The 15,004-nt window shown below is 37.5% G+C and carries 6 protein-coding genes; all 6 read left to right on the forward strand.

Features of this window, described 5'->3' with window-relative positions:
• Window positions 1-211: 211 nt before the first annotated feature.
• The 6 genes from ACHRWY_RS15850 to ACHRWY_RS15875 all read left to right on the forward strand — a co-directional run bounded on the left by ACHRWY_RS15850 (window position 212) and on the right by ACHRWY_RS15875 (window position 14,976).
• Complete coding sequence (locus ACHRWY_RS15850) at window positions 212-1,333, forward strand: glycosylase (RefSeq protein ID WP_395355964.1); 1,122 nt, start codon at window positions 212-214, stop codon at window positions 1,331-1,333.
• Window positions 1,334-1,724: 391 nt separating this feature from the next.
• Window positions 1,725-4,979 (forward strand): glycoside hydrolase family 2 TIM barrel-domain containing protein, encoded by a 3,255-nt coding sequence (locus tag ACHRWY_RS15855; RefSeq protein ID WP_395355965.1) that lies wholly within the window; start codon window positions 1,725-1,727, stop codon window positions 4,977-4,979.
• 122 nt (window positions 4,980-5,101) lie between these two features.
• Window positions 5,102-8,605, forward strand: coding sequence for a glycosyl hydrolase (locus tag ACHRWY_RS15860; RefSeq protein ID WP_395355967.1), 3,504 nt, complete (start codon window positions 5,102-5,104; stop codon window positions 8,603-8,605).
• A gap of 3 nt (window positions 8,606-8,608) precedes the next feature.
• On the forward strand, window positions 8,609-10,042 hold the full coding sequence (locus tag ACHRWY_RS15865; protein ID WP_395355969.1) for a sialate O-acetylesterase: 1,434 nt from the start codon (window positions 8,609-8,611) through the stop codon (window positions 10,040-10,042).
• Window positions 10,043-10,254: 212 nt separating this feature from the next.
• Window positions 10,255-12,522 carry a DUF5703 domain-containing protein gene (locus tag ACHRWY_RS15870; protein WP_395355970.1) on the forward strand — a complete coding sequence of 756 codons (2,268 nt, stop codon included), beginning with the start codon at window positions 10,255-10,257 and terminating at the stop codon, window positions 12,520-12,522.
• Window positions 12,523-12,528: 6 nt separating this feature from the next.
• Window positions 12,529-14,976 carry a polysaccharide lyase family 1 protein gene (locus tag ACHRWY_RS15875; protein ID WP_395355972.1) on the forward strand — a complete coding sequence of 816 codons (2,448 nt, stop codon included), beginning with the start codon at window positions 12,529-12,531 and terminating at the stop codon, window positions 14,974-14,976.
• The last annotated feature ends 28 nt before the right edge of the window (window positions 14,977-15,004 follow it).

Here is a 15,004-nt window from a genome sequence, read left to right on the forward strand (position 1 = left end):
ATAGAGAGAATAGAATAAAGAGACAAGAGTAAAGAGTAAAGAGTAAAGAGTAAAGAGTAAAGAGACAAGAGTAAAGAGACAAGAGTAAAGAGACAAGATTATAAAACCTTTGCGGCTCTGCGACTTTGCGAGATTATTTTATCGACTTGATTTATAAAGAAAAATAAAAAAAACTCAATGCCTTAGCGCCTTCGTGGCTAAACCATAACAAATGAAAATTAATTACCTATTTATCGCCATTACTGCAATTTTAATAAGCAGTTGTGCGACCACAAAATACAAGAAAAGAGACATCAACGAAACCGTAATGCAGGAGATTTACAACGAGATCAAAACGCCTTACAAATACGGTTTGGTTATGGTTCCGACTGACAACTCCTATAAAATGGATTGCCCAAGTGTATTCAGAAAAGACGGTAAATGGTTTATGACCTATTTAATTTATGACGGAAGAGGTTATGAAACCTGGCTGGCAGAAAGCGACGATTTACTTAACTGGAAATATTTAGGAAAAGTGATGTCTTTCTCAGAAAACGAAAAACATTGGGATGTCAACCAAAAAGCCGGATATATTTCGTTGCAGGATCCAACATGGGGAGGAAGCTACGAATGGGAAAAATACGATGACAAATACTGGATGAGTTATTTTGGCGGAGACAGTAAAGGTTACGAAGCAGGCGTACTATCGATCGGAATGGCTTATACAAAAGAAGCTCCGACAAAACCACATGAATTCCAAAGGTTAGAAAATCCGGTTTTAACGCCAAAAGACAAAGACGCCAGATGGTGGGATAATAGTACGATGTATAAAAACAGTGTGATTCGTGACAAAGATAAATTGACAGGACATAATTTTATTATGTACTACAATGCCCGTGGTGATAGTATAAATCCTGCTAAAGGCGCAGAGCGTATTGCGATGGCAGTTTCGAACGATATGAAAGAATGGAAACGCTATGGTGATAAACCATTAATCAATCATCATAAAGGAATCTCAGGAGATGCCTATATTCAGCGTATTAACGATACTTGGGTGATGTTCTATTTTGGAGCTTTTTGGACGGGTTGGAATCAAGGTGCATTTAACCGTTTTGCTGTTTCGAATGATTTAGTAAACTGGACCGACTGGAAAGGTGAGGACTTAGTCAAATCTTCTGAACCTTACGATGATATGTTTGCGCACAAATCATTTGTAGTAAAACACAACGGAGTGGTGTATCACTTTTATTGCGCCGTAAATAAAGCAGAACAAAGAGGGATTGCAGTAGCAACATCTAAAGATTTAGGGAAAAGCGAAATGAATTTTGTGGCGCCGCCGGAGAAGAAAAAATAGTTTTTAGTCTCATTTTCATTAGTAGTGATTAAAGATGTAGTCCCTACAGGACATTTAGATAGAGGGTCGATTTTTGTTACCAACATTTAATCTCTACGAGATATTCCGTTAGGAATTAAATGTTGGTAGTATCAAGGTTATGAATATTAATTTTTTGGATGCTCCGTTAGGATTTTAATTTAGGTAGGAATCAATATTTAATCTCTGCAAAATATTCCGTTAGGAATTAAATGTCGGTAGCAAATAATATACGTAAAATGAATTTTGTCCCGTAGGGACTACACAATATAATTAGACAATAATGAATAATATAAAAATAATGTCAATTCATATTTATCAATTTTTCAGGTTTCGATTTTCGAATCACATTTTGCATTTCACAATTTGCATCTTGCTTCTAACAATTAGCGGTCATGCACAATCCGTAACAGGAGAACCTGCGGGAATTCCTGAATTGAATAAAAAATACGAATTTGCTCCATGGGAAGATCCAACGGTTACAAGTATCAACAGACAACCATCAAGAGCAACGGCATATTCATACACCAATGTTGAAGATGCCTTAAAAGGTGACAGAACAAAAAGCCGGCTTAAAATGCTGACCGGAGATTGGGATTTTAAATACGCATCGAATCTCAAAGAAGCTTCGAAAGATTTCTATAAAGGAAGAGTTGCCGGCTGGAATAAAATAGAAGTACCATCAAACTGGGAATTAAAAGGTTATGATATTCCCATTTACAAAAGTGCCGTTTATCCTTTTAGACCTATAAATCCGCCTTTTATTCCTAAAGATTATAACGGAGTGGGTTCGTATCAACGCAGTTTTACCGTTCCCGAAAATTGGAAAGATATGACCGTTACTTTGCATTTTGGTGCTGTAAGTTCCGGATTTCAGGTTTGGCTTAACGGAGAATTTTTAGGGTATGGAGAAGATAGTTTTCTGCCTTCGGAATTTGATATTACGCCCTATTTAAAAGAAGGCGAAAATGTAGTTTCGGTTCAGGTAATTCGCTGGACAGACGGTTCGTATCTTGAAGATCAGGATCATTGGCGTGTAAGCGGAATTCAGCGTGAAGTTTTTATTATGGCAGAGCCAAAATTACGCATTCAGGATTTCTTTTATCAGACTAAATTAGATAAGCAATACAAAGATGCTTCTTTTCAACTGCGACCAAAAGTAGAAAACCTGACAGGCGAAAAAATCAAAGATTATACTTTTCAGGCACAATTGTACGATGCCAATAATGTGGCTTTATTCAAAGAACCACTTCAAAAACCGGTGATCGATATGATCAACGAAAGTTATCCCCGTTTGGATAATGTACGTTTTGGAATGTTTAAGGAAAATATCACTAATCCAAAAAAATGGAGTTCTGAAGAACCTAATTTGTACACTTTGGTAATGTCGATAAAAGATGCAAACGGAAATATTACAGAAGCTAAAAGCTGTAAAGTTGGTTTTCGATCGATTGAATTCTCGAAGGAAAACGGTAAAATGCTCATCAACGGAAAAGAGACTTATGTGTATGGCGTAAACCGTCATGACCATAACCCAACAAGAGGAAAAGCCGTTACAAGAGAAGATATTAAAGAAGATATTACAACGATTAAAAAGTTCAACTTCAACTTTATCAGAACCAGTCATTATCCTAACGATCCGTATTTCTATGATTTATGCGACCAGTACGGAATCATGGTGATGGACGAAGCCAATCAGGAAACTCATGGTATTGGCGGAAAACTAAGCAACGACCCAAAATGGACAAATGCGTATTTAGAACGTATGACGAGAATGGTCGAAAGAGATAAAAACCATCCCTCAGTTGTGTTTTGGAGTTTAGGAAATGAGGGCGGAAAAGGACCAAATCATGCTGCAATGGCAGGTTGGGTTCACGATTTTGATATTACGCGTCCGGTACATTACGAGCCGGCACAAGGAAACCCGAGATTAGACGGTTATATCGATCCGCTTGATCCAAGATATCCTAAAACAATCGATCACGCTTACCGATTCGAAAATCCGCAAGACGAGCCGTATGTCGATATGGTCAGCCGATTCTATCCGGGAGTTTTTACACCAAAATTTCTGGTAGATCAAAAGAAAGATACACGTCCAATTATTTTTGTGGAATATTCTCATGCAATGGGAAATTCAGTTGGAAACTTAAAAGAATTATGGGATGAATTCCGTTCGCTTCCCAGAGTTATAGGCGGTTGCATTTGGGAGTTTAAAGATCAGGGATTAGTAAAAAAAGATCCGGCAACGGGTCAGGAATTTTTTGCTCACGGTGGAGATTTTGGAGAAAAATACCATGACGGGAACTTCAATACAAAAGGAATTGTAGATTCTAACGGAAAACCAAAAGGTTCTATTTATGAAAACAAATGGATTTATCAACCGGCGACAAGTACGTTAAAAGAAAATTTTCAATTAGAAATCAAAAATCGTCAGGCCGTAAAATCTTTAGCTGCTTATATTCCGGTTTTAAAAATTGTAGAAAACGGAAACGTGATCAAAACTCAAATTCTAAAACCTTTCAATTTAGAAGCAGGACAATCTGCCATCTTAGATGTAAAACAATATCTGCCTAAATTGAAAAAAGATGCCGAATATTTTCTGAATATCGAGTTCCAGCTTTCAAAAGAGGAACTATGGGCTCCTAAAGGCTATACAGTTGCAGAGGATCAGTTTTTGTTGAAAAAGCAAGACGTAACAATTGATTTTAAAGAGAAAGATTCTAAATTTAAAACAACAGAAACCGACACGGATTTTAAAATAAAAGGAAAATCATTTGAGATCAGTATTAGCAAGGCAAACGGAGCTTTGAGCTCTTATGTTTTCAATGGCGAAGAACAGGTTTTTGCTCCATTGTTACCTAATTTTGTGAGACCGCAGACGGATAATGATAAAAGAGGATGGAAATCACACAAACTTTTAAAACCCTGGTATCAGGCAAAACCGAAAGTGGTAAGCACGAAAATGGCGATTGCAATTGACGGAACGATAATTACCAGCGAATATGAAGTTATAAAAGACAGTGCAAAAGTTCAGGTTGTTTATAATATCAGTGAAAATGGAATTATAAAAGTGAATTACAGTCTCAAAGCAACAAACAAATTACCCAACATTCCAAAAATCGGAATGCAAATGGGAGTTCAAAGAAAATTCGATCAGATTTCGTGGTACGGAAAAGGAGAATTAGAGAATTATAGCGACAGAAGTTTTGGTTCATTCGTTGGGAAGTATTCGTTGCCAATTAATGATTTTCTGGAGCATTATGTAAAACCTCAGGAAAATGCAAACAGAACCGAAGTACGATGGATGGCTTTTACAACGCCTCAGAAAAATAAAGGTTTGCTGGTGGTTGATGATGCCAAAGTTTTAAGCATGAGCGCATGGCCGTATACACAAGAAAATTTAAGTGCCGCCAAACATACTTTTGATCTTAAAGATCCGGGATTTTTAACCGTAAATATCGATTTGATCCAAATGGGAGTGGGAGGAAACGACAGCTGGACTATAGTAGCGCAGCCGTTAGAACAATATCAGATTAAGTCAGGAGATTATCAGTATAGTTTTTATCTGGTTCCTTTTTCAGGTTCGAAAAATGGATTGGATGAAAGCTTGAAAAAATTTAAGTATTAAGGATTCTCTTAACAGGTTTTCAAAACTTGTTAGGTATAATTTGAGAACTAATACGCAGTTAAACCCGACAGGTTTTTAAAACCTGTCGGGTTTGCCAAACGAATGAATAAATAATAGTAAGAATGTTTAATAAACAACACTTTTTTCTTTTTGGAATTGACTTTCGACTTTCGACTTTTCGACTTTCGACAATCTTCATATTACTTGTCACGGGATTCGTTTCCGCACAGGAAATCCATAAAAAAGAAAATAATCCGTTTCAGCCTACAATCGAATCCTCCAGACCCTGGGTATATTGGTATTGGATGCAGAGTGCTTACTCAAAAGAAGGCATCACAGCCGATCTCGAAGCGATGAAGCAAGCCGGAATTGGAGGTGCTTATTTAATGACCATTAAAGGGCCTGCAAATCCGCCATTGATAAATCCTCCGGTTTTGCAACTGAGTCCTGAATTCTGGACTTTGGTGCGTTGGGCTTTAACAGAAGCAGATCGTTTAGGCGTAAAAATCGCTTTTCATCCCGCTGACGGTTTTGCCGTTGCCGGAGGTCCCTGGATTACGCCTGAAATGTCGATGCAAAAAGTAGTTTGGGCCGATATTACGGTAAACGGAAATAGTTTCAAAAACCTGCAATTACCAACGCCAAACCATTACAAAGACTATTATAAAGATATTGCCACATTTGCTGTTCCGGTTAAGGAAGCATACACAACATCCAATCAAATTCGTCCAAAAATTACTTCAACATTACCGAATTTTGATGCGTCATTTTTAAGTGATACCAGCAAAGACGATCAATTTAGATTAAAGGAAAAAGGTTGGGTTCAGTACGAATTTGACCAGCCGTTTTTATGCAAATCGATTCAGATCGAAACCAAAGGAAATAATTATCAGGCGCATCGTTTAATTATTGAAGTAAGCGACGACGGTAAAAATTTTAAAAGCCTTGGACGTCTGATAACTCCGCGTCACGGCTGGCAGGATGTCGATGCTTTTTACACACATAGTATTGTGCCAACGAAAGCCAAATATTTCAGGTTTGTTTATGATCCGGAAGGAACTGAACCTGGAGCAGAAGATTTAGATCCCGCAAAATGGAATCAGGGATTGAAAGTGGCAAAAATACTCTTGTCGAATGAACCCCTAATCGATAATTATCAGGGAAAATCAGGAGCGATTTGGCGTTTGAGTCCACAAGTAACAGATGCGGTAATCAATAAATCTGATTGTATTGATCCATCAAAAATGATTAATATTTCGAAGTTTGTGGATGCAAAAGGAATTCTCAACTGGAAAACGGCTTCGAAAGAAAATTGGCGTATTATCCGTTTTGGATATACTTCTACCGGACATGAAAATGCAACTGCAGGAGCAGGAAGAGGTTTAGAAGTGGATAAATTTAATGCCGAAGCAGTGCGTTTTCAATTAGACCATTGGTTTGGTGAAATGTTAAGAACTGCAGGACCGGAACTGGCTTCGAAAGTGGTAAAAATATTGCATATAGACAGTTGGGAATGCGGCAGCCAGAACTGGTCACCGATTTTTAGGGACGAATTCAAAAAGAGAAGAGGCTACGATATTGTAGATTATTTGCCGGTCATGGCAGGAATGCCTGTAAAGGATATTCAGACTTCAGAAAAAGTATTGTATGATGTGAGAAAGACGATTTCAGAATTAATTGTTGATAATTTCTTTGGCACTTTGGCTGACGAAGCTAAAAAAGCAAACGTCAAATTTAGTTCAGAGAATGTGGCACCAACCATGATGAGCGATGGACTTTTACACTTTAAACATATCGATTATCCTAGCGGAGAATTTTGGCTGAAAAGCCCAACACATGACAAACCAAATGATATGCTGGATGCCATTTCGGGCGGGCATATTTACGGAAAAGACATTATTCAGGCAGAAGCTTTTACAGAGTTGCGAATGGACTGGGACGAACATCCCGGCAATCTTAAAACAATGGCAGACAGAAATTACGCGCTGGGAATTAATCGTTTTTTCTATCATGTCTTCGTTCATAATCCGTGGACAGATCGTAAACCGGGAATGACGCTAAACGATATAGGAACTTATTTTCAAAGAGACCAAACGTGGTGGAAACCCGGAAAAGCCTGGTTTGATTATTGTCAGAGAGTTCAGTTTCAATTGCAAAAAGGAAAACCTGTTGTTGATTTGGCCGTTTTTATTGGTGAAGATTTACCATCGCGTTCGGTACTTCCGGATCGTTTGGTACCTTTTATTCCAAATGTTTTTGGGGCAGCGCGAGTTGAAAGTGAAACCATTCGGTTAAAGAATGAAGGTCAGCCCAATATTAAAATTCCAAAAGAAGTTACTTCTACTAAGAATTCAACGGATTTATCGCAATGGATCAATGCCATGAATGGTTATCAATATGATTCGTTCAACTCCGATGTTTTGTTGAATAATGCCAAAGTCGAAAACGGAAAAATAATTTTCAGTAATAGTATCGAATACGGTGCATTATTATTTCCGGGAAGTCATAAAATGGCTCCGAATAAAATGATTTCTTTGGCTGTAGCCGAAAAAATACTGCAACTCATAAAAGAAGGAGCAACTGTTTTTATTGATGAAAAACCAGATCTGCAACCCGGAATGCAATCAGAAGAAGATCATAAAAAATGGCAGATTGTTTTAGATGAAATCTGGAACAATAAACAGAATGCTTCTTCATGGAAAATCGGAAAAGGAACGGTTATTAAATTGCCTTATCAGGGAAATGACTTCACGTCAATAGGAATTGAGCAGGATATTTATTTTCCAAAATTAAACAGAGCTGATTCCCAAACGATTGCCTGGACACATCGAAAATCTCCAACAGAAGATATTTACTTTATTTCTAATCAGAAAGAGGAAAAAAGAGAGCTTGAAGCCTCATTTCGTGTTGCCGGAAAAAAACCGCAATGGTACAATCCTGTAACAGATAAAACGTCAGTTTTACCGAATTGGAAAGCCGTAAACGGACGTACAATTGTGCTTTTAACGTTAGATAAAAATGAGTCCGGTTTTGTGATTTTTAAAGAAGAAACAAAAGAGGTTTTAGCAAAAGGAGATCAAAAGAATTCAGAATTTGAAACAGTTCAGACCCTGGATGAAAAATGGGAATTGCAATTTGATCCTGAATTTAACGGACCAAAAGAAGTGATAAAAACGGATCGACTTTTTGACTGGAGCACGTCAGAGAATGATCAGATTAAATATTATTCAGGAACAGTAATTTATAAAAAAGAAATTAACTGGAAAGGAAAAAACACTGATAAAATCTGGTTGGATCTGGGTACAATTGCCAATCTCGCAGAGGTTACCATTAACGGAAAAGACTGCGGAACACTTTGGACTTTTCCTTATAAGGTTGACGTTTCTGAAGCATTAAAAAAAGGAAAAAATACAATCGAAATAAAAATTACAAATACCTGGGCCAATAGATTAATTGGTGATGAAAAATTATCAAAAGAAAAAAGATTAACCTGGACAACAGCACCTTTTAGATTAGAGGGAGAACCATTGTTGAAAGCGGGATTATTAGGGCCGGTTACGATTTTGAAAGAGATTTGTGGAGAGATTATTATCAAAATTCGTGAATTCGTGGCGAAAAAAAATTAAGAAATGATACAATTTAAAAAATCAATTATTGCACTTCTTTTGCTTTTTGGAACTTTCCAAATCAATGCAAAAATCAAGCTTCCGGCATTGTTTTCGGATAATATGATGTTGCAGCAAAAGTCGAATGCGCCAATGTGGGGCTGGGCAGAAAAAAACGGAAATGTCACGATTAAAACATCATGGAATTCAAAAATCTATAAAGCCAAAGCAGACAAGCAGGGGAAATGGAAAGTAGCATTACAAACACCAATTGCAGGCGGACCTTTTACTATTGAAGTGACAGAAGGAACAGAAAAAATAACCGTAAAAAATGTATTGATTGGTGAAGTTTGGCTCTGTTCAGGACAATCGAATATGGAAATGCCTTTGAAAGGTTTTCAGGGGCAGCCTGTCAAAAATGGAAATGAGATCATTGTAAGATCAACCAATAAGAACATCCGTTTGATTACAATTCCAAGAGCGACTGTTTTAGAACCGTTGGAGGATTTTGAGGGGAAATGGGAAACAGCTTCTCCAAAATCGACGGCTAATTTTAGCGCAACGGCCTGGTATTTTGGTTCGCTTTTACAACAAGTTTTAGACGTTCCGGTGGGATTAATTCATGTTTCATATGGAGGTTCAAGTATGGAAGCGTGGATGAATCAGGAAATGCTGAAAGATTTCGCAAGCGCTAAAATCCCAACGAAAAAAGAAGACCTGGCAAAAGATCCAAATCGTGTAGCAACCACTTTATTTAACGGAATGCTTTCTCCTGTAATTGGTTACGGAATCAAAGGCTGTATCTGGTACCAGGGCGAATCGAATTACGAAAGAGCTGATGAATACGCAGCATTAATGAAGAAAATGGTAAGCAGTTGGAGAACGTTGTGGAAACAAGGCGATTTCCCTTTTTATTACGCCCAGATTGCACCGTTTAATTATGCTTCATTTCATCCAAAAGATTATCTGGAAAAATACAATTCGGCTTATTTGAGAGAAGCACAATTAAAGGCTGCAAAGGAAATCCCGAATTCTGCTATGGCGGTTTTAATGGATATTGGCGAAGAAAATAGCATTCACCCAATGGACAAGGAAAAAGGCGGAAACCGACTGGCTTTTCAGGCTTTGGCCAGAACCTACGGAATTGAAGGTTTCGAATTTGAAAGCCCGAAATACAAATCGATGGAAATAAAAGAAGGTTCAGTAACCGTTTCTTTTGATGATGTTGCCAACGGAATTACGTCTTATGATAAAGAAGTAACCGGTTTTGAATTGGCAGGAGAAGACAAAGTGTTTTATCCGGCAAAAACCGTAGTAAGAAGAAAATCAGTGGTTTTAACTTCTGATAAAGTAGTAAAACCCGTTGCAGTACGCTATTTATGGAAAGATTTTGCAAAAGCGGAATTGTTTAGCGCCGGAGGTTTGCCTGTTTCTTCTTTCAGGACAGATGAGTGGTAATTTTTTTTAACCATATAAGTTATATAAGACCATAAAAGCAAGGTCTTTCTAAATGTAAGTTATAATCATAAAAGTTAGAAGCTCGAACTTAAATTATCCTATATCCCTTATATGGTTTAATAAGCAGCATTCTATAATACATAATAAGCTTGAAAAATAAAATAGTAATATTTATTCTCTTCACCACGCTTTGCCTTAAAGCGCAAATCCCCGTGCTTAATAATTACAATCAAATCTGGAACACACAAAGCAATAATGCATCTGAATCGATGCCTTTGGGCGGTGGCGATATCGGTTTGAATGTCTGGGTAGAAAAAGGAGATTTGTATTTTTATTTTTCGCGCAGCGGAACTTTCGATGAACACAATACGTTGCTGAAATTAGGTCGCGTAAAAGTGTCTTTAACGCCAAATCCTTTTAAGGATAACGAAGATTTTCATCAGGAATTGGTATTGAAAGACGGTTTTGTTACGATTGCGCAGAATACTGCCAAAATCAAGGTTTGGATAGATGTTTTTCAACCTATTATTCATCTGGATTTAGAAAGTAGAACGCCTGTGAAAATGACCGCTTCTTATGAAAGCTGGCGTTATAAAAACAGAGATTCAAAAGGAAAAGCAAACAATGCCAATTCTTATAAATGGGCGCCTCAGGGAGAAATTATAACTTATAAAGATTCTGTTTCATTTGAAAATAATGGTGTAAAATTCTATCACAGAAATCGAGAACAAACCGTTTTTGATGTTGCGGTAAAACAACAAAAAATGGAATCGGTAAAGGATCAAATGCTGAATCCCTTGGCGAGTCTTACTTTTGGCGGATTTATGACCGGAAACAATTTAAAACCTGATGGAACTTATACGGGAACGTATCAAAATACAGATTTCAGGGCATTCAGCCTTTCGAGTATAGAACCTTCTAAAAAACAATCTTTAGAGCTTTATTTGAATACCAGTCAAAAAGATATTCAGACTTGGAATACGGATTTAAAAAATCAAATTTCAGCAAATAAAAATACTGTAAAACAAGCAGAAAAAAACACGATCCAATGGTGGAATAATTTCTGGGACCGAAGCTTTATTTATACTCAAAAAAGTGATTCTTCGGCAAAAGATTCCGTCTATCAAATTGGACAGAATTATCAGTTGTTTCGTTATATGTTAGGAGCTAACGCTTACGGAAAATATCCAACAAAATTCAATGGCGGACTTTTTACGGTTGATCCTGTTTTTACCAATCCCGATTTGAATTTCACACCCGATTTTAGAAATTGGGGAGGCGGAACAATGACGGCTCAAAATCAGCGATTGGTTTACTTTCCGATGATCAAAAGCGGTGATTTTGACATGATGAAATCGCAGTTGGATTATTATCTGAGTTTACAAAAAAACGCTGAATTAAGAAGTAAAGTATATTGGAAACATAATGGAGCCTCATTTACAGAACAGTTAGAAAACTTTGGTTTACCCAATCCGGCAGAATACGATTGGAAACGCCCGGCAGATTACGATCCCGGAATGGAATACAATGCATGGTTAGAATACGAATGGGATACCGTTTTTGAGTTTTGTCAAATGATGTTACAGCAAAAAGAATACGCGGGAGAAGACATTCAAAAATACAATTCATTTATCATCAGCTGTCTTCGTTTTTTTGATGAACATTATCAATATCTGGCCAAACAAAGAGGTCGAAAAGCGTTGGATGGCAATGGTCATTTAGTACTGTATCCGGGTTCGGCAGCAGAAACGTATAAGATGACGTATAATGCAAACAGTACGATTTCGGCTTTACAAGTACTTACAGAACAGCTATTAAAACTTTCACAGAAAGAATTATCGAAAGAAGATTTAGAATACCTGAAAGGTTTTCAAACCAGAATTCCGCCTTTGAATTTTGGGGAGACTGATCATCATAAAGTATTAGTTCCGGCAAAAACATGGGAACGAATTAATAATTCAGAAGTTCCGCAATTGTATCCGGTGTATCCGTGGGGAATTTACGGCATTGGGAAACCGGATTTAGAAACGGCCCTAAATACATGGAAATACGATACAGATGCGATAAAATTCAGAAGTCATGTGGGCTGGAAACAGGATAATATTTTTGCTGCAAGATTAGGATTAACCAATGAAGCAGTAAAATATAACGTGTTGAAAATGGCCAATTCAGACCGAAGGTTTCCGGCATTTTGGGGTCCGGGTTTCGATTGGGTCCCTGATCATAATTGGGGCGGATCAGGAATGATTGGCATGCAGGAAATGCTTTTACAGGAATCAAATGGAAAAATTTATCTTTTTCCGGCCTGGCCAAAAGACTGGAATGTCCATTTTAAATTACATGCAAAACAAAATACAACCGTTGAAGCTGAGCTTATTGATGGGGAATTAAAAGTTTTAAAAGTCATTCCCGAAGAAAGAAAAAAAGAGGTGATAAATCTGCTGGGCAAATCAGTAGAAGAAAAAATAAAATTAAATTAAAAAAACATGATACAAAAATTCGTTAGTTCTTTTGCTTTGGCATTACTTTTTGCTGCAAATGGACAAGCACAATCTGAAAAACAAATCGTAAAAGTCGATTTTGATTTTTTCCAAAGAAGATTAGAGGAAGTTCACGATCCTAACTACGATTCGTGGGTGATTAACGATGGTAAAGAAGCGGAGAAATCCTTCAATAATGTAACTTTTAAACTAAAGGGAAATTTTACTTCAAAATGGTATAAAGTGGGCATGAATGCGCCTTTTTATAACAGATTAGGTAGTGACGGATTGGTTACTGCTGAAAATTTAGAACTAAAAATAAGCGGATTAAAAGAAGGGAAACATACACTTTTGACCTTTCATAATGCTTTTGATGTGATTACGGGAAAGACGTTTTCGCCCATCAAAATTTATGTAAACGGAAAACTTACAGAGACAGTAAATGCAAGTCAGAGAGCCAATGCAAAGATTGATGCTGCAATGGCCTATACTACTTTTAATGCAGAGAAGTCTAAGGATGTTATCGTTCGTTTTGAAATCGATCCCACTACAAATCCTGATATTGTAAAACAAATTGTGATTAATGGTTTTGAAATCGATACGCCAAATTTACTGAACCAGGCGCGTTCTCCGGAACCCAAAAATGGTGATGAACATTTTGAAGCAGACAAAAACAGAGTTTTAAAATGGGATGCTCCAAGATATGCCGTAGCGCACAAATTCTATTTTGGAGAAGATAAAAACGCTGTGACCAATGCCACAGAATCTTCAAAAGAATACAAAGGAAAATTAAACGAAACCGTATATCCTGTTTCGGATTTATACACAGGATCAACGTATTACTGGCGTGTAGATGAAGTAGACAGTAAAGGCGATGTGACTTTGGGAAATGTATGGTCGTTTAAACCGGCACAACTGGCTTTTCACGGAGCAGAAGGATACGGGCGTTATGCCGTAGGAGGAAGAGGCGGAAAAGTGGTGGAAGTAACAAATCTTAATGATGACGGACCGGGAAGTTTACGTGATGCGGTAAATCAGGAAATTGGTCCAAGAACAATAGTTTTTAATGTGTCAGGAAATATTAAACTGGCATCCAGATTAGTCGTAAATCAGCCTTATATAACAATCGCCGGACAAACGGCTCCTGGCGAAGGAATCACACTGAGCAGAGCACCAATTGGTCTTACAGGAAATGATGGGATCGTACGATTTTTGAAAGTGAGAATTGGTGGCGGAACTACTTTTGACGGAATGGGATTAACGGGGGCAAACTACAGTATTATTGATCATTGTTCAATAAGCTGGACAATCGATGAATCGTTTAGTTCTCGCGGAGCACATCACATTACGTTACAGAGAACTTTAATTTCGGAGGCTTTAAATGTAGCAGGACATGATAAATATGAAGCCGGAAAAATGCACGGATATGCCGCAACAATTGGTGGTGATATTGGTAGTTTTCATCACAATTTACTGGCGCACAACTACGGCCGTAACTGGAGTATTGGCGGTGGGTTGAACGGTGACGGTTATTATTCCGGTAAAGTGGATATTACCAATAATGTGGTGTACAATTGGGGACATCGAACAACTGATGGCGGTGCAAATGAAGTCAATTTTGTCAATAATTTTTACAAGCCCGGAGCTTCGACCAATATTTTTGTTGCCTTAAATGCGCAGCACGAAGGAGTTGGAAAAGGAATGCAGCGTTATTATTTTAACGGGAACGTGATGCCGGGTTATTTTGATGAGAAATCTCAGGAAAAAGGAAGAAAAATGACCGTATCCAATAAAGAGATGGTCAATTATGAAACTTTCGTTGACAAGCCATTTTTTCCATCGTTTGTAACCACTCAGTCGGCCAGAGCGGCTTATAAAGATGTACTTTCAAATGTTGGTGCGAATCAGCCGTTCTTTGACAAACACGATAAGCGAATTGTAGAGGAAACCCTGAAAGGAACTTATACGTATAAAGGAAGCAAAAGCGGTTTAGGCGGAATGATCGATAATGAAGCGGATGCCGGAGGATGGCCAAATTTTGCCACAGAAACCCGCCCGGCTGATTTTGATACAGATCATGACGGTCTGCCAAATTGGTGGGAAAAAGCATTTGGTTTAAACGAAAATTCAAAAGCAGGAGATTTCTCTGATGCTAATTCAGATACAGATAAAGATGGTTTTACACAATTAGACAATTATTTAGATTGGCTGGCAACACCTCATTATTTTTTAAATTCCGGAGGAAAAGTTGTTTTTTCAGCGCAGGATTATTTCAAAGGATATGAAAAGAAACCAGTGTATACTTTCTCTGAAGTAAAAAATGGAAAAGTAACTTTAAAAGGAAAAGAAGTTCAGTTTACGGCAACTAATAAAGGTTTTGCATCCTTCATCATTTCGGTAAAAGATGCCGATGGAGATTCAATGAGCCGAGTAATTAATTTCTTTGTGAAATAAAATTATTGCACGCAGATTTAGCTGATTT

It is taken from the genome of Flavobacterium sp. FlaQc-48, from assembly GCF_044007335.1.
Lineage (GTDB): Bacteria > Bacteroidota > Bacteroidia > Flavobacteriales > Flavobacteriaceae > Flavobacterium.

Excerpts from the sequence above, each read along its gene's own strand:
- ACHRWY_RS15850 (WP_395355964.1), top strand. The coding sequence starts at position 212 with ATGAAAATTAATTACCTATTTATCGCCATTACTGCAATTTTAATAAGC.
- ACHRWY_RS15860 (WP_395355967.1), top strand. The coding sequence starts at position 5,102 with ATGTTTAATAAACAACACTTTTTTCTTTTTGGAATTGACTTTCGACTT.
- ACHRWY_RS15865 (WP_395355969.1), top strand. The coding sequence starts at position 8,609 with ATGATACAATTTAAAAAATCAATTATTGCACTTCTTTTGCTTTTTGGA.
- ACHRWY_RS15875 (WP_395355972.1), top strand. The coding sequence starts at position 12,529 with ATGATACAAAAATTCGTTAGTTCTTTTGCTTTGGCATTACTTTTTGCT.